Consider the following 16094-nt stretch of genomic DNA (forward strand, 5'->3'; position numbering starts at 1 on the left):
GTGCTATAATGCAGTGGGGAGAGTCGATGATCCAGAGCGGGGGAGACCCATGGCCCAGCCAATCGAAGAGGTGGAACGGAAGCTGATGAACGACCACCCGGACCACCGGAATCACCTGTGCGAACTGGCGCGACAGCGGGAGATGGCCCGGATCGGTCAACTGGCGCGGGGCGCCCGGTACGTCTGCCACATTTGCGGTCGGGCGGCGGCCCGGGCGGAGAACCTCTGCGAGCCGGTGGAGATCTCGTCAGCGGGGTAGGCACATCCGTCGCCGGCGGCGGCTTGAATCGTCCTAAGTGGCTTCGATCCAAGGCTCTGCGCTTGGGGGCGGGGAGGCGGGGGCAAAAATTCGTTTGCGAATCGGGGCGGGATGCGGCATGGTATAGTCTTTTTCCGCTTTGACCGGCCGCCGGCCGCACACGCATGCGAAGGATGGACTGATGAGACGGTACGACAACAGTTCGCGGGTCGAGCAGATCGCCCTGGAGCGATCGGGCAAGCCGTTTTGCTATGGCCCGACCGAGAAGATGAAGGTGGTTGAGGTGCCGGACTTTCCGAGTCTCGGCAAGCTGACCGCATTGCGGTTCATCGAGTGGCTCGGGCGTAATCCGGAGGGCGTGGTTTCGCTGCCGACGGGCAAGACGCCGGAGCACTTTATCAAATGGACGATCCACTTTCTGGAGAACTGGGAGAAGCGGGCGGTCCAGAAGGAGCTGGGCGGCTGGGGCATTGAGCCGGGCCACAAGCCGAAGATGAATTCGTACGTCTTCGTGCAGATCGACGAGTTCTACCCGATGAACCCGGCGCAGGAGAACAGCTTCGCGCACTACATTCAGCGGTTTTACATCAAGCAGTTCGGTTTCGACCGCCGCAAGGCGCTGCTGCTGGACACGTGGAAGGTGGGGGCACCGGCGGGCCGCGATCTGGGTTTCGTTTTTCCCAGCGGGGAGGTGGACCTTTCGCTTCGGTACCGCAGTCCGTCCAGCGAGCTGGAGCAGCTTCAGTACGCGGCGATCACGGCGGCCGACCAGCAGGCGATGGAGTACGAGGCGAAGGTCCGGGAGCTGGGCGGGATCGGTTTTTTCCTGGGCGGGATCGGCCCGGACGGTCACATCGGCTTTAACATCCGCGGTTCGGACCACTACGTGACGACGAGCCTGACGCAGATCAACTACGAGACGGCGGCGGCGGCGGCGACGGACCTGGGCGGGATCGAGATCGCGCGTCAGAAGGCGGTGATCACGATCGGCCTGCGGACGATCACGTGCAATCCGGACGCGGTGGCGATCGTGACGGCGGCGGGCGAAAGCAAGGCGAAGGTGGTCAAGGACGCGGTGGAGAGCGGGCCGTCGGTGCTGTATCCGGCGACGAGCCTGCAGGAGCTGGACGGGGCGCGGTTCTACCTGACGCAAGGGGCGGCGAAGCTGCTGGTCGAGCGGCGATACCAGGAGCTGGCGGCCCTGCCGCAACTGCCATACGAGGCGGCGGAGCAGATTCTGATCGACGTGGCGTTCCAGCAGAAGAAGCCGATGGCGCAGTTGCGCGACGAGGATCTGGCGGCCGACCGGCTGGGGAGCCTGTTGGTCGGGCAGCGCGGGAAGCCGACGAACCTGATCAGCGAGGCCTACGTGGACCTTTCGGATCGGATCGCCCGGGGGCTTGAGCCGCTTCGCGACTGCCGGTTTCTGCACACGGCGCCGCACCACGACGACATCATGCTCGGGTATCTGCCGTACATGCTGCACCTGGTCCGCGAGCCGCAGAGTTCGCATTTTTTCGCGACCCTCACCAGCGGGTTCACCTCGGTGACCAACGGGTACACGATGGGGCATTTGCAGAACCTCGACGGATATCTGGATCGCGGGGACTTCGCGGGCCTGCTGGAGGAGGGGTACTTCGCTCCCCACGACCCGGTGGCCCGCAACCGCGACGTGTACCAGTACCTGGACGGGGTGGCGGCGAACAGTCCGGAGATGCAGATCGAGGGCGAGGCGCGGCGGATGCTGCGCAACCTGGTCGAGTTGACGAACGAGACGGACGTGCGGACGATCCGCAAGGAGATCAAGAAGTACCGCGACTACTTCGATTCGGCGTATCCGGGCAAGAAGGATCCGCCGTTCGTGCAGATGCTCAAGGGGATGATTCGGGAGTGGGAGGAGGAGCTGCTCTGGAGCCATCTGGGGTTCAACTGCGATCACATTTTCCACCTGCGGCTGGGGTTCTACACGGGCGACATTTTCACGCCGCAGCCGGAATGGGAGCGTGACGTGAAGCCCGTGCTGGCGCTGCTGGAGAGGCTGGATCCGGATATCATCACGGTCGCCCTGGACCCGGAGGCCAGCGGGCCGGACACGCACTACAAGGTACTCCAGACGATTTCGGAGGCGCTGAAGGCGTACCTGAAGAGCCGCCGCAAGAAGCGGGTGACGATCTGGGGCTACCGGAACGTCTGGTACCGCTTCCACCCGTCGGAGGCGAACCTGATCGTTCCGGTGTCGATGAACTCGCTGGCGATCACCCGCAGCGCGTTCCACATCTGTTTCGGGTCGCAGCGGAGCGCCTCGTTCCCGAGCTACGAGTACGACGGTCCGTTCTGCGATCTGGCCCAGAAGATCTGGGTGGAGCAGTTTTCGGTGCTCAAGACGTGCGTGGGGCGTGATTTCTTCTATAACAATGCGTCGCCGCGTCTGCGGGCGTCCCGCGGGCTGAACTTCATCAAGGCGATGAGTCCGGATGAGTTCTTCGAGCAGGCCCAGTCGCTCAAGAAGCTGATGGAGAGCCAGCCGCAGTAGATGTTTTTCGGCGGACGACGAGCGGTCCGCTTTATAGGATTAGACAGGAGCCGAGACATGACGATGTTTGACGAGATTCAGATATCCAAGGCGATCGCCGAGGCGTACCACCGGAAGGTGTTGAACCACCTGGCGAGCGACGTGATCATCGTGGGGGCCGGTCCGTCGGGGTTGACGGCGGCGTACTATCTGGCGCGGTCGGGGTTGAAGGTGACGGTGATGGAGAAGCGTCTGTCGCCGGGCGGCGGGATCTGGGGCGGCGGGATGGCGATGAATGAGGTGGTCCTTCAGGAGGAGGCGCTCCAGATTGCCGACGAGTTCGGCATCCGCCACGTTCGGACGGCGGAGGGCCTGCACACCGCGGACTCGGTGGAGTTGGCGTGCGCGTTGTGCCTCAAGGCCCTTCAGGCCGGGGCGGCGGTGCTGAATTTGCTGACGGTCGAGGACATCCGGGTTCAGCAGGGCAAGGTGAACGGCGTGGTGGTGAACCGGACGGGGGTGTATCCGACGCTGCACGTCGATCCGATCACGTTCTCAGCGGGGGCGGTGCTGGACGCGACGGGTCACGAGGCGATCCTGGTGGCCACGCTGAAGAAGAAGGGGTTGTTCAAGAGCGACGCGGGCGAAGGGCCGATGGACGCGATGGCGGGCGAGGCGTTCGTGGTGGATCGGGCGGGCCAGGTGTTTCCGGGCCTGTGGGTTTCGGGGATGGGCGTGTGCGCGACGTTCGGCGGACCGCGGATGGGTCCGATTTTCGGCGGGATGCTGTTATCGGGCCGGCGGATCGCCGAGATGATCGGGGCGTCGCTGGCCGAGTGAGGCAAGTGGTCACGGTTCGTATCGGATCGGAAGCGAGAAGAAGAACGTCGAGCCTTTGCCGAACTCGGATTCGACCCAGATTCGTCCGCCGTGGCGGGCCACGATCCGCTGGGTCATCGCCAGACCCACGCCCGTGCCCGGATACCTGAGCCGTGAGTTGAGGCGTTTGAAGATTACGAAAATCTGATCGAAGTATTCCGGCTCGATGCCGATTCCGTTGTCGCGAACCGAGAAGACCCAGTGGTCGTCGCGTAGTTCGGCGCGCAGATGGACCTCCGGAACCACGCCCTCGCGTCGGAACTTGATTCCGTTTTCGATCAGGCGGCGAAACACTTCGACCAACTGCCGTCGGTCCGCCGCCACCCGCGGCAGAGGCTCGATGGCGACGCGAGTTCCGGTCTGGTCGATCATATCGCCCAGTTGTTCGGCGGCCTCTTCGGCTGCCTTGCCGCTGTCGATGGGTTCAAAGGGCCCGCCCCGCGCGTCGATCTGGGAGTAGTCCAGGAGGTCTCGCAGGAGCTGGTGCATTCGGGTGGCCCCTTCGACCGCGTGGTCGATGTAGACGTCGGCCTCCTCGTCAAGCTTGCCTTTGTAGCGGATTTTGAGTAACTGGACGAAGTTGCCGACCATTCGGAGCGGCTCCTGGAGGTCATGGGAGGCCAGTTCGGCGTATCGGGCCAGATCGGCGTTGGAACGGAGGAGTTCGGCGGTCCGGCACTGGACCCTGGTATCCAGCTCATCGCGTTCGTGTTGGAGGGCTTCCTGGCGTTCGCGGATTTGCCCGGCCATAAGATCGAATTCGTCGGCCAGGTCCTCCAATTCCGTTACCCCGGTCACGCCGTTGCGGCGCGGGCGTCCGCCCCGGGCCAGGACGGTGGCGTATTCGGTCAACTGGCGGATGCCTCGGGTGATCCGCCAGGCGATAAGCACGGCCAGCAGCATCCCGATCGCGCTGACGGCAGTCACCGCCGCCGCGTTCAGCATCAAAGTTCGGCGGACCGGTCCCAGGGCAACCGACTCCGGCCGGCTGACTCCAGCCACCCACCCGATATCCGGAATGGGCACTCGGGCGGATATCCGCGTTTCCGTCTCGTTGGGATAGACGAGGGTTCCGGTATTCTCCCGCCCCGCGAGGGCTTCGGGGAGCAACGGGTCGACGCCGATCCAGTTCCGTTGGTGGTAGGTGTAGGATTCAGGCGGATAGGCGTGGACCAGGAAACCGGCGCCGTCGAAGATGAGGGTGCGTCCCCCGTGTTCCCTTTCCAGACGGGCCAGTTCATCAAACCGGTCCAGGTCGAGCACCGCGACCATGACCCCCTTGAGGTCATCTTCCTCCCGAATGGCCCGGGCAACGATGACCTCGCCGCTCTCGTTGGAGGCGGGCAGGACGTCGGTTACGACCCACTCGCGGCCATGCAGGATTCGTTCGTAGAAGTCACTGCCGTTGATGTCAAACGGGAACTCCTGGGCCCGGTTGGCGGCTTGCACCCGGCCCTCCGGGTCCAGCCACGCGAAATAGGTCACCGCCGGATGATCCGCGATTCCCTTGGCCAGGATCCGCTGGGCCTGCTCCGGCGTGTACGGCTCCAGGAACGTCAGAGCCGACCCGGTTGCCAGCTCCTGGGCCAGAACGTCTTTGATGTAGCCCTGGAAGGAGAAAGCCACCGCCCGCGCGAACTCCAGGTTCGCCTGGCGTTCCTCGCGCTGGGCCGCTGCGAACCATCGTTGGAACACGATGGCCTGCGTGGTCAGCATCGGGACCAACGCCACGAACAAGAGCAGAAACAGATGTATTCGCGTACTCCCGCGAAAAGTCATCGCCGCCTCCCTTAAGGTGGACCCATGAGGTTTATTATATGCTCCGAGGAAGGGCGTATCCATTTGTAGCAAGCTCGGCTTGTCGTCACTATAATTGCCTTGTCGGACCCGCGCTCTTGAGCGGAGGGGGACGCCGTCGTTGTCTGAAGGCTGTCCGGTTCGGAAATCATAATGCTCTCGCAGGAAAGCCAGGAACAAGTCAGGCGGGTGGTCGAACTGCTGAGGCGGGGGCGTAGCCTGCTGTTTGTCACGGGGGCGGGGCTGTCGGCGGATTCGGGTCTGCCGACGTACCGCGGGATCGGCGGGCTGTATCAGGAGAAGATGACGGACGAGGGGATTCCGATCGAGGAGGCGCTGTCCGGCTGGATGATGGAGCGGCGGCCGGAGGTGAGCTGGCGATACATCGCGCAGATCGAGCGGGCGTGCCGCGGGGCGTCGTTTAATCGCGGGCACGAGGTGATCGCGGAGATGGAGGGTCGGTTCGAGCGGGTCTGGGTGCTGACGCAGAACGTGGACGGGTTTCACCGGGCGGCTGGGTCGCGGAACGTGATCGACATTCACGGCGACGTGCATGGCCTGTGCTGCACCGGCTGCCGCTACGGGCGGCGGGTGGACGACTACAGCCGGCTTGAGATTCCGCCCCGGTGTCCGGAGTGCGGAGCGATCCTTCGTCCGGACGTGGTGCTGTTCGGGGAGATGCTGCCGTACGAGAAGGCCCAGCGGCTTTCGGCGGAGCTGGCCCGCGGGTTCGACGTGGTGTTTTCGGTGGGGACGACGAGCGTGTTTCCGTACATTGCCGAGCCGGTTCTGGAGGCGGCCCGGCTGGGGGTTCCGAGCGTCGAGATCAATCCCGACGAGACGAGCGTGACGCCGTACGTGGCGATCAAGATCGCAGCCAGGGCGGCGGAGACGCTGGAGGCGATCTGGAGCGGGTATCGCCGCGTCGATCGGGGCACGTGACCGCCCTACCGGTTTGGGGTCGGCGTTTCCTGGCGGGCGAGGCGGGTGGCTTCGAGGGCGGTGGCGAGGGAGGTTCGGCCGTTTTCCTCGGTGATTTTGCGTTGGCGGCTGTGGTCTTTGGTCCAGGCGATCTGGTCGGCGAAGAGGTTTCGCAGGATCAGGCCGTAGTTGTGCATTTTGAACGTTTCGTCGCCGTAGCGCAGGTCGAGCTGCTGGTAGACGTCGAGCGACTGGTGGCGGGCTTTGGCGGAGCGTTCGGCGCCGTGGTACCACTGGCGCACGTCGAGGGCGACGCCGGGAAAGAGTTCGCAGAGGTCGCGGGTGCCCTTTTCGTCGGCGATGGCGTGGATGCGGACGCGGGTGGGGATCCACTCGTGCAGGGTGACGTCGCCGCGTTCGAAGAGGAATCGCATCTCCTGGCGGTCCATGCGGTTGGGCTGGGTGAACCCATGGTAGTAGTTGACCAGGACGGTCGGGCCGTATCGGACGGTGCATTGGACCTGCTCTTCGACGCCGGTGGTCGGGCGGATGGTCCTCTGGGCGGCGACCACGTTGCCCTCGCCCAGCCACCCGGCGAACATGTCGAAGAAGTGCACGCCGTGTTCGATGAAGATGCCGCCGCTTTTTTCGGGGTCCCAGAACCAGTGTTCGGGGGCGAGTCCCTCGTCGGCGGCATAGTTTTCGAAGTAGGCGTGCAGCAGCTCGCCGAGGATTTTTTCGCGGATCAGCGTGCCGATCTTTTCGTAGAGCGGGTTGTACCGCTGCATGAGGTTGGCCACGCAGAAGCGGTCCTTTTCCCTGGCCAGGGCGAGCATCTCGTCGGCCTGTTGGAGGTTCATGGCGAGCGGTTTTTCGACCAGCACGTGCTTGCCGTGGCGGAGGGCGGCGGCGGCCTGCTGGTGGTGCAGGAAGGGCGGCGTGGAGATGTAGATGACGTCGACGTCGTTCTGAGCGACGAGTTTTTCGACGTCGACAATGTCGGGCACGCCGTAGCGGCGGGCGGCGGCGTAGGCGGCTTCGCGATGGGTGCCGGCCATGCCGACCAGCTCCACGTCGGGAATCTGGGTGAAGTGCTGCAGGGCGAAGAGTCCGAATCCCCCGCAGCCGATGACTCCGAGACGAACCTTATCGTCGTTCATCGTCGTACCCCCCTCTGATATTGTCGGTTGTCTAGCGGCCTTTGGGCTCCACCGACTGGCGGTGGACCTGTTTGGCGTAGCGTTCCAGCAGGGCTGGGACCTGGTCGGGCGTGACCTTGGCGTGGACCTGGTCGTTGATCATGACCACCGGGGCGAGGCCGCAGGTGCCCAGGCAGCGGGTGCCTTCGAGGGTGAAGAGGCCGTCGGAGGTGGTCTGGCCGAAGTCGATGCCGAGTTCGTCGCGGAGCCGCTGGACGATCTGCTCGGCCCCCTTGACGTAGCAGGCGGTGCCCATGCACACGCTGATGACGAACTGGCCCTTGGGCTGGAGGCGGAAGTAGTGGTAGAAGGTGGCGACTCCGGTGACCTTGGCGGCGGGGATCTGCATGAGCTGGGCGACCGCGTCGAGGTGGCTGGCGCCGAGGTAGCCGAAATGCTCCTGGACCTTGTGCAGGACGGCGATCAGGTGGCTGTCGGGGTGCTCTTTGGCCCGGCACTCCTCGATGAACTTGACCACGTGGTCGGGCAGGGCGGCCTTGGCGACCTTCGAGACGCTCTTCCAGTTGTCGGTCTGACTCTTATCTATGGATTTGATGGGCTGTTTCATCGTATTCCCCTCGGCAGCACCGGCGCGTAGGCGGTGTGCAGCAGTTCGTGGGCTTTGGGGCTGCCCGGATGGTCCAGGAATTCCTCGTAGATACGTTTGACGGCCGGGTTCTCGTGCGACCGGCGGAGCTGCTTGCCCTGGTCGATCGTGTGGAGGGCCTGGCCGCGGCGTCGGAGCAGTTCGGGGTCGAGAACCTCGAAACCGCGGGGCGGGTAGGGCTGTCCGCCGCCGCCGCTGCAGCCGGAGGGGCAGGCCATGATTTCGATCACGTGGAACTGCTTCTCGCCGGTGATGACCTTATCGAGCAGCGTTTTGGCGTTGACCAGGCCGTCGGCGACGCCGACATTGAGGGTCCGGCCGTCGATTTCGACGGCGGCTTCGCGAATTCCGGCGGCCATGCGGACTTCGGTAAAGTCGAGTTTACCGCCGGTCTTGCCGGTGATCTTCTCAGCCGCGGTCCTCAGCGTGGCTTCCATGACGCCGCCGGTGACGCCGAAGATGTCGGCGGCGCCGGTGGCAATGCCCAGGGGGTCGTCGAATTGGCCGTCGGGCAGGTCGAGGAAGTCGATGCCGTAGGATTTGATCATCCAGATCGCCTCGCGGGTGGTGATCACCGCGTCGGTGTACGGAATGCCTTCGCGGAAGAAGTGTTCGGCGCGTCCGGCTTCGAATTTTTTGGCCACGCACGGCATCACGGCGACCATGAAGATCTTTTCCGGGTCGATGCCGGCCTTCTGGGCGTAGTAGGTCTTGGCCAGGACCGAGAGCATCATCATCGGCGACTTGCAGCTCGAGGCGTGCGGGATCAGTTCGGGATAGAACTTTTCCAGGAAGTTGATCCACGCGGGCGAGCAGGAGGTGAACATGGGCAGCGGGCCCTTGCCGTTCAGACGGTCGATCAGCTCGTTGGCCTCCTCGACGATGGTCATGTCGGCTCCGAGGTCGGTGTCGAAGACCTTGTCGAACCCGAGGCGGCGCAGGGCGGTGATCATCCGGCCGGTGGCCGGCGTGCCCGGTTCGAGGCCGAAGCCTTCGCCGATGGCGGCCCGGATGGAGGGGGCGGTCTGGACCACCACGTGCTTGTCCGGATCGGCCAGGGCCTTCCAGACCAGGTCGGTGTGCGACTGTTCGAGGAACGCGGCGACCGGGCAGGCGTTGATGCACTGGCCGCACTGGATGCAGACCGAGTCGTCCATGTTGGCCTGGTGGGCGGGGCTGACCACGACGTCAAAGCCGCGGTACTGCTGGCCGAGGTTGTAGACACCCTGGACCTCGGCGCAGACGCGGATGCACCGGCCGCACTTGATGCACTTGTTGGAGTTGCGGATCACCGATCGGCTGGAGTTCTCGAAGGGGAATTCCTTGCGTTCGCCCGCGAAGAGCCGCTCGCGCACGCCCAGCGAGTAGGCGAGGTTCTGCAGTTCGCAGTGGCCGTCGCGCTCGCAGGTCTGACAGTCCATCGGATGGTTTTCGAGCAGCAGTTCGACGATGTCGCGGCGGGCCTGGCGGATTTCGGGGGAGTTGGTCCGCACCTCCATGCCCTCCCAGACCTGGACGGAGCAGGAGGCCATGAAGTAGGGCATCTCCTTGACCTCGACGATGCAGACGCGGCACGAGCCGGCGATGCTGAGATTGGGATGGTAGCATAATCGCGGGATGCGGATGCCGAGGGTCTCAGCCGCCTGCATGATGGTGGTATGCTCGGGCACGGAAATCGGCGTCTGGTCGATGGTCAGATTGATCATTTGTTGGGCCATGGTTCACCTATGTTCGATCGACCGCGGCGAAGCGGCAGACCTGGAAGCATCGGCCGCAGTGGATGCAGCGGGCCTGTTCGATGATGTGGGTCTCGCGGGGCTTGCCGATGATGCACTGGACGGGGCAGGCGCGGGCGCAGGCGGTGCAGCCGACGCATTTTTCGGCGCTGATCTCGTAGTGGGTCAGCGCGGTGCAGCGGTGGGCCGGGCAGCGTTTTTCGACCACGTGGGCCATGTACTCGTCGCGGAAGTGCGTGAGGGTCGAGAGCACCGGGTTGGCGGCGGCCCGTCCCAGTCCGCACAGCGACGATCGGCGCATCAGGCGGCCGAGGCGTTCGAGGTTGTCCAGATCGGCCAGTTCACCCTTGCCGGCGGTGATCCGTTCGAGGATTTCGAGCATGCGCTTGGTGCCTTCGCGGCAGGGCGTGCACTTGCCGCAGGATTCATCCTGCGAGAACTGCATGTAGAACCGGGCGATATCGACCATGCAGTCGCTTTCGTCCATCACGATCATCCCGCCGGAGCCCATGATCGACCCGGCGGCGGTGAGGGTGTCGTAGTCGACCGGGGTATCGATCCACTTGGCGGGGATGCAGCCGCCGGCGGGCCCGCCGGTCTGAACGGCTTTGAGTTGACGGCCGTCGGGCACGCCGCCGCCGATGTCGAAGACGATCTCGCGGAGGGTGGTGCCCATGGGCACTTCGACCAGTCCGGTGTGGTTGACCTTGCCGGCGAGGGCGAAGACCTTGGTCCCGCCGCTTTTGTCCGTGCCGATCTGGCGGAACCAGTCGGGACCGTAGTGGAGGACGGCGGGCACGTTGGCCCAGGTTTCGACGTTGTTGATGACGGTGGGTTTGCCCCACAGGCCGCTCTGGGTCGGATAGGGCGGGCGGATTCGCGGCTGGCCCCGCGCCCCTTCGATGGAGTTGATCAGCGCGGTCTCCTCGCCGCAGACGAACGCGCCGGCGCCCAGGCGGATCTCGAGGTCGAAGTCAAAGCCGGAGCCCAGGATGTCGTCGCCGAGCACGCCATGTTCGCGGGCGAGGGCGAGGGCCGTCTCGACCCGTTTGATCGCCATCGGGTACTCAGCCCGGATGTAGAGGAAGCCGCGATGGGCCCCTACCGCGAACGCCCCGATGATCATGCCTTCGATGACGGAGAACGGGTCGCCCTCGAGCATATCGCGGTCCATAAAGGCGCCGGGGTCGCCCTCATCGGCGTTGCAGATGATGTAGCGGACGGGCTCGGTGCTCTTGATGCAGTCGGCCCATTTTTTGCCGGTCGGGTATCCGGCTCCGCCGCGGCCGCGGAGTTTGGAGCGGGTGATCCGCTCGATCACGTCGGCCGGTTCGTTCTTGTCCAGGGCGCGGGCGAGGGCTTCGAAGCCGTTGTAGTGGACGTATTCGTGGATGTTCTCCGGGTCGATGATGCCGCTGTTGCGCAGGGCGATTCGGCTTTGGCGGCTGAAGAACGAGACGTCGCCGTAGAGTTCGAAGAACCGCTGGCTGATCGGCTGCTCCTGGACCTTCAGGCGTTCGACGATCTGGCCGTTTTTGACGTGCTGTTCGACGATTTCGTCGAGATCCTGTTCGGAGGAGACGCGGTAGATGACCTTGCTCGGGCGGACCAGGACGTGGGTGGCCTTGCCGACGGCTTCGTCGCGGCAGAGGCCGAAGCAGTTGGCCGTGCTGACCACGGCGCGGCCTTCGTCGACACCGGCCGCATCGAGTTTCTGTTTGAAGATGGCCCGGAAGTCCTTGTCGAGGAGCTTGCCGCACCGCGTACCGTAGCAGAACAGGAATTCGTACTGGCGGAAGGGTTCGACGCCGCCGTCAAGCACCAGGTCGGCCACCGGTTGGCCGCCGAGGACGTGTTGGGTGAAGATCTGGTGGACGGCTTCGCGATCGACGTTCTGGTATTTGGTCGGGAGTTTACCGGGGACCAGGACATCGACGATGGGTTCGCGGCTGCAGCGGCCGGTGCATCCGACCCGCCGCAGGACCACGTTATCGCGGCCGGAGGCCTCGATGTGCTTGCGGAACTCGTCGCGGACGTCGTTGGCCCCCGCGGCGTTCTCGCACGTGGCCGATCCGATCTGGATTCGGATCTTCTCCTGCTCCTTGCGCTGGGCGAGGTAGTCCTTGGCCTGCTGGCGGAGCCTGCGGTAGTTCTCCATCACGGTTGATGCCATATCAATCCCACCAATTGAGACATTGGGGAGCACCCCCTGCTGAGCCCTCATGATTACGGATTGATGGGGCCTTTTCAACGAAAAAATCGCCTCACGGCGGCTTGAGAACGGTGTCGGCGGTTTGACAGGCCGATGCGGGCGCATATGCTCAGGCAGCGGATTGGGGATTTCGGCTTCAGTAGGGGTTGGCCGACAGAGGCCGGAGTCATTTCATGCCCGTTGACGGGTTGGGCGGTGGGCGTTAGACTTTGGGCTGCCGATTGTCGTGACGGCGCGGTTCGCACCAGATACAGTGGCTGTTCTTAAGGAGATATGACCATGGCCAAGGTGAGGCTATACACGCCGGGTCCGACCCCGGTTCCGGAGCAGGTTCAACTGGAGATCGCCCAGCCGATGATCCACCATCGGACCAAGGAGTACCAGAATCTATTGGCGGAGGCGACGAAGGGGTTGCAGTACCTGTTTCGGACGCAGAATGACGTGCTGACGTTCACCTCGAGCGGCACCGGGGCGATGGAAGGGGCGATCGTCTGCTGCGCCCAGCCTGGCAAGAAGGCCCTGGTGGCCCGCGGCGGGAAGTTCGGCGAGCGGTGGGGCGAGGTGTGCGAGGCTTTCGGCATCGACTACGTCGCCGTCGACGTCGAATGGGGCCACGGCGTGGACCCGAAGGTGATCGAAAAGCACCTGAGCCAGGACAAGGACATCAACATGGTCATCGCGGTCCACTCCGAGACCTCGACGGCGGCGGGCAGCGATATCGAAGCCATCGCCAAGGTGGTGGCCAAGACGCCGGCGCTGTTCATGGTCGATGCGATCAGTTCGGCTGGGGCGATGCCGATCAAGGTGGACGAGTGGGGAATCGACATCGTGGTGACCGGTTCGCAGAAGGCGTTGATGCTGCCGCCGGGATTGGCGTTCGCGTCGGTCTCGGAGAAGGCCTGGAAGGTGATCGAGTCGAACAAGCCGAAGGCGTTCTACTTTGACTACCGGGCGTACCGCAAGGCCCTCAAGAAGAACGATGCGCCGTACACGCCGGCCCTGACGCTGGTCCGCGGGCTGCACAAGTCGCTGCAGATGATCCAGGAGGCGGGGATCGAGAACGTCTGGAAACGCTGCGCGACGCTGGCGGAGGCGTGCCGTCAGGCGTTCGTGGCGATGAACCTGAAGATTTACGCCGCTGATCCGGCCGACGCGGTCACCGGCGTGTGGCTGCCCGAGGGCGTGGATGAGAGCGCCTTCCGCAAGACCCTGCAGAAGGAGTACGGCGTGAACGTGGCGGGCGGGCAAGCGGAACTGTCGGGCAAGATTTTCCGCATGACGCACATGGGCTACGTGGACTCGGTCGATACGATGGGCGCATTGGCGGCGATCGAGGCGGTGCTGCTGCGGATGGGCCACAAGCTGACGCCCGGGGCGGGTCTGACGGCCGCCCAGAAGGTGCTGACCGCGAGCTAGGCGGCCTGATCCCGATCAAGGGTCCGATAAGAACGGCCCCGTCCTTGTGGCGGGGCCTTTTGCTGCGCCGGTTTTGCCGGCCGGGCGGTTGTATCGTAGATTTATTACGGATAAGGCAGTGGATTTGGGACGCTTGGGAGGGAAGCCTCGATGAGGCGAGAGAGACACTGGTTTTGGGCGCTCTGGATGATCTTTTGGAACAACCCCACACGTGGCTTTGGCCAGCCCTGGGGTGCCTGGGCTCCGTAGAAGCGCCTGGAAGGTCCGGGCCGCCCGGTACCTGGGGCCGCTAAGACCCCTAGCAGTAGTTGTCGCACCAGTGACGCTGAGGGAAAGACACGCACTGGTGCGACGACTGTTTATTGGCCCGAACTGAAAAAGGGGACATTCTACTTTTTCGCTTTTCCCGGGTTTTTGCCGCCGTCAGGGCCGTTGCGGAAAAGCAGAATGTCCCCTTTTCCTCTAGAAGTTCACTTCCCAGAACTGGCGGCGTTCGTCGGGTTCGTCTTCGCCGGTGGGTTCGGAGGCGGGGCGGGTGGAGGATTTGCGGACGAAGCGGAGGAGTTTATGGGGGGTGACGATGGTGTCGACGGGTTGGTCGTGATCGGCGACCGGAACGCGGGGGACGAGTTGGAGGTCGAAGGCGGCGGCGATTTTGGCGGCTTGGAGGTCGGTGCGGCTCAGGAGTTGGTCGTAGAACCCTCCGCCGCGTCCGAGGCGTCGCCCGCGTCGGTCGAAGGCCAGACCGGGCACGAGCACCAGGGCCAGTTCGCCGAGGCTGAATCGCTGGTTGGATTTGGGTTCATTGATTCCGTGGTCGTCCTTGACGAAGTCGTCGGCTGACCGGAGGACGACCGGGTGCATCTGCCATCGGTCCCAGGCGACCTTTGGGGCGCAGACGGTTTTGCCGGCGGCCAGGGCGCGGCCGATCAGGTCGGCGGTCTGGTATTCGGTGGCGAAGGAGAGGTAGACCATCAGCGAGGCGGCCTGCTGGAACTCCGGCAGTTCGATGAGTTTTTCGGTGATGCGGGCGGACCACTGGGCGATCTGAGCGGCCGGCGTCTGCTTGAGGGCCTCGCGCATTCTCTTTCGCAGATCGGCCTTTTCGGTTTTAGGATCCGGACCCGTCATCGGCGTCTCCCTTGGCTTGGCCGCGGAGTTCGCGGACCTTTTCGAGGTATTCCTTGACCCTCGCCTCGCGGCCCCGCTGCGTCGGTTCGTAGTAGATCTTATCCACTCCCAGGTAGTCCTGGATGGCCAGGCCCTCGGGTGCGTCGTGGTCGTACTGGTAGCCCTCGCCGTGGCCGAGGCGCTTGGCCCCGCGATAGTGGGTGTCGCGCAGGTGGCGCGGGACGGGGACGGTGCGGTTGTTCTTCACGTCGTCCATGGCGGTCCAGATCGCCATGGCCGAGGCGTTGGACTTCGGTGCGCAGGCGACGTAGATGGCGGCCTGCGAGAGGGGAAGCTGGGCTTCGGGCAGGCCGATGAACTCGACGATCTGGACGGCGGCGTTGGCCACGACGAGGGCCATCGGATCGGCGTTGCCGACGTCCTCCGCCGCGCAGATGGCGATGCGGCGGGCGATGAAGCGGATGTCCTCGCCGCTTTCGAGCATCCGGGCCAGCCAGTAGACGGCGGCGTCGGGATCGGTGCCGCGCATGGACTTGATGAACGCGCTGGCGTGGTCGTAGTGCATGTCGCCTTCGCGGTCGTAGACGAGGGCCTTTTCCTGGATGGACTCGCGGGCGACGTCGAGGGTGACGACGAGCGGGCCGCCCTTCTCGGCTGATTTGATCTGCGAGAGGACGGCGACCTCCAGGCCGGTCAGGGCGCGGCGGGCGTCGCCGTCGGAGGCGCCGACGAGGTAGCGGAGGGCGTCGGGCGCCACCCGCAGGTCGAGGTTGCCGAAGCCGCGCTCCTTGTCCGCGACGGCCCGTTCGAGCAGGCCCAACACGTGCCGGTCGGTGAGCGGCTCGAAGCGGAAGATCTGGGAGCGCGAGACCAGCGGCGAGTTGACGGCGAAGAAGGGGTTTTCGGTGGTCGCGCCGATCAGGATCACGACGCCGCGCTCGACGTCGCGCAGGAGGACGTCCTGCTGGGCGCGGTTAAAGCGGTGGATTTCGTCGATGAACAGGACGGTGCGTTTGCCGTCGTCGGCGAGTCGGCGTTCGGCCCGTTCGAGGATTTCGCGGACGTCCTTGACGCCGGCGCCGGTGGCGTTGAGCTGTTCGAATTCGGTTGAGGTGGTGGCGGCGATGGCCTGGGCGAGCGAGGTCTTGCCGGTGCCGGGCGGGCCGTAGAAGATGATGCTGGAGAGGCGGTCGGCTTCGAGCATCCGCCGCAGGAGCTTGCCCGGCCCGATGAAATGCTCCTGGCCGACGAACTCGTCGAGGGTCCGCGGGCGCATGCGGTGGGCCAGCGGGGCCGCTTCGGCCAGTTTCGCCTGTCGCTGGGCACTGAACAGGTCCGTCACCGTACTGCTCCAACCGGGTTTATCAGGTCATCCCCAATTCTATCCGCTGAGGCGGCGTTAGGGAACAGAGAGGAGAAGTCAGA

The 16094-nt window shown here is 64.6% G+C and carries 12 protein-coding genes; 5 read left to right on the plus strand and 7 right to left on the minus strand.

From position 1 onward, the window contains the following. The first annotated feature begins 49 nt into the window (after positions 1-49). From GXY33_19825 to GXY33_19835, 3 genes are all read left to right on the plus strand, one after another. On the plus strand, positions 50-259 hold the full coding sequence (locus GXY33_19825) for a hypothetical protein (protein ID NLX07395.1): 210 nt from the start codon (positions 50-52) through the stop codon (positions 257-259). Between the two features lie 181 nt (positions 260-440). Then, entirely contained in the window at positions 441-2792 is a 2352-nt protein-coding gene (locus GXY33_19830) for a glucosamine-6-phosphate deaminase (GenBank protein ID NLX07396.1), read from the plus strand. 63 nt (positions 2793-2855) lie between these two features. After that, positions 2856-3611, plus strand: coding sequence for a thiazole biosynthesis protein (locus GXY33_19835; GenBank protein NLX07397.1), 756 nt, complete (start codon positions 2856-2858; stop codon positions 3609-3611). Between the two features lie 9 nt (positions 3612-3620). Here the strand turns inward: GXY33_19835 and GXY33_19840 are convergent, their stop codons facing one another. Next, entirely contained in the window at positions 3621-5429 is a 1809-nt protein-coding gene (locus GXY33_19840; protein ID NLX07398.1) for a HAMP domain-containing protein, read from the minus strand. Positions 5430-5600: 171 nt separating this feature from the next. On the opposite strand from GXY33_19840, the gene GXY33_19845 reads away from it, so the two are divergent. Then, positions 5601-6389 (plus strand): NAD-dependent protein deacylase, encoded by a 789-nt coding sequence (locus GXY33_19845; GenBank protein ID NLX07399.1) that lies wholly within the window; start codon positions 5601-5603, stop codon positions 6387-6389. A 5-nt stretch (positions 6390-6394) separates the two neighbouring features. Here the strand turns inward: GXY33_19845 and GXY33_19850 are convergent, their stop codons facing one another. Genes GXY33_19850 through GXY33_19865 form a run of 4 tightly spaced genes read right to left on the minus strand, consistent with a single transcriptional unit; the run spans position 6395 to position 12083 of the window. Further along, positions 6395-7528 carry a Gfo/Idh/MocA family oxidoreductase gene (locus GXY33_19850; protein ID NLX07400.1) on the minus strand — a complete coding sequence of 378 codons (1134 nt, stop codon included), beginning with the start codon at positions 7526-7528 and terminating at the stop codon, positions 6395-6397. Between the two features lie 31 nt (positions 7529-7559). Then, positions 7560-8135 carry an NADH-quinone oxidoreductase subunit NuoE gene (gene nuoE / locus GXY33_19855; protein NLX07401.1) on the minus strand — a complete coding sequence of 192 codons (576 nt, stop codon included), beginning with the start codon at positions 8133-8135 and terminating at the stop codon, positions 7560-7562. After that, the gene (locus tag GXY33_19860) at positions 8132-9892 is read right to left on the minus strand and encodes a 2Fe-2S iron-sulfur cluster binding domain-containing protein (protein ID NLX07402.1); all 1761 of its coding nucleotides are present in this window, start codon (positions 9890-9892) and stop codon (positions 8132-8134) included. Before GXY33_19860 ends, nuoE begins: the two co-directional genes overlap by 4 nt. A gap of 7 nt (positions 9893-9899) precedes the next feature. Beyond that, entirely contained in the window at positions 9900-12083 is a 2184-nt protein-coding gene (locus GXY33_19865; GenBank protein NLX07403.1) for a 4Fe-4S binding protein, read from the minus strand. 318 nt (positions 12084-12401) lie between these two features. On the opposite strand from GXY33_19865, the gene GXY33_19870 reads away from it, so the two are divergent. Beyond that, positions 12402-13538 carry an alanine--glyoxylate aminotransferase family protein gene (locus GXY33_19870; protein NLX07404.1) on the plus strand — a complete coding sequence of 379 codons (1137 nt, stop codon included), beginning with the start codon at positions 12402-12404 and terminating at the stop codon, positions 13536-13538. 462 nt (positions 13539-14000) lie between these two features. Here GXY33_19870 and GXY33_19875 read toward each other — a convergent pair whose 3' ends face one another. Both GXY33_19875 and GXY33_19880 read right to left on the minus strand, forming a co-directional pair. Further along, the gene (locus GXY33_19875) at positions 14001-14669 is read right to left on the minus strand and encodes a 5-formyltetrahydrofolate cyclo-ligase (protein ID NLX07405.1); all 669 of its coding nucleotides are present in this window, start codon (positions 14667-14669) and stop codon (positions 14001-14003) included. Further along, positions 14650-15945 carry a replication-associated recombination protein A gene (locus GXY33_19880; GenBank protein ID NLX07406.1) on the minus strand — a complete coding sequence of 432 codons (1296 nt, stop codon included), beginning with the start codon at positions 15943-15945 and terminating at the stop codon, positions 14650-14652. Before GXY33_19880 ends, GXY33_19875 begins: the two co-directional genes overlap by 20 nt. Positions 15946-16094: the final 149 nt, after the last annotated feature.

Source organism: Phycisphaerae bacterium, assembly GCA_012729815.1.
Lineage (GTDB): Bacteria > Planctomycetota > Phycisphaerae > JAAYCJ01 > JAAYCJ01 > JAAYCJ01.

Excerpts from the sequence above, each read along its gene's own strand:
- GXY33_19825 (NLX07395.1), top strand. The coding sequence starts at position 50 with ATGGCCCAGCCAATCGAAGAGGTGGAACGGAAGCTGATGAACGACCAC.
- GXY33_19830 (NLX07396.1), top strand. The coding sequence starts at position 441 with ATGAGACGGTACGACAACAGTTCGCGGGTCGAGCAGATCGCCCTGGAG.
- GXY33_19835 (NLX07397.1), top strand. The coding sequence starts at position 2,856 with ATGTTTGACGAGATTCAGATATCCAAGGCGATCGCCGAGGCGTACCAC.
- GXY33_19840 (NLX07398.1), bottom strand. The coding sequence starts at position 5,429 with ATGACTTTTCGCGGGAGTACGCGAATACATCTGTTTCTGCTCTTGTTC.
- GXY33_19845 (NLX07399.1), top strand. The coding sequence starts at position 5,601 with ATGCTCTCGCAGGAAAGCCAGGAACAAGTCAGGCGGGTGGTCGAACTG.
- GXY33_19850 (NLX07400.1), bottom strand. The coding sequence starts at position 7,528 with ATGAACGACGATAAGGTTCGTCTCGGAGTCATCGGCTGCGGGGGATTC.
- nuoE (NLX07401.1), bottom strand. The coding sequence starts at position 8,135 with ATGAAACAGCCCATCAAATCCATAGATAAGAGTCAGACCGACAACTGG.
- GXY33_19860 (NLX07402.1), bottom strand. The coding sequence starts at position 9,892 with ATGGCCCAACAAATGATCAATCTGACCATCGACCAGACGCCGATTTCC.
- GXY33_19865 (NLX07403.1), bottom strand. The coding sequence starts at position 12,083 with ATGGCATCAACCGTGATGGAGAACTACCGCAGGCTCCGCCAGCAGGCC.
- GXY33_19870 (NLX07404.1), top strand. The coding sequence starts at position 12,402 with ATGGCCAAGGTGAGGCTATACACGCCGGGTCCGACCCCGGTTCCGGAG.
- GXY33_19875 (NLX07405.1), bottom strand. The coding sequence starts at position 14,669 with ATGACGGGTCCGGATCCTAAAACCGAAAAGGCCGATCTGCGAAAGAGA.
- GXY33_19880 (NLX07406.1), bottom strand. The coding sequence starts at position 15,945 with ATGCGCCCGCGGACCCTCGACGAGTTCGTCGGCCAGGAGCATTTCATC.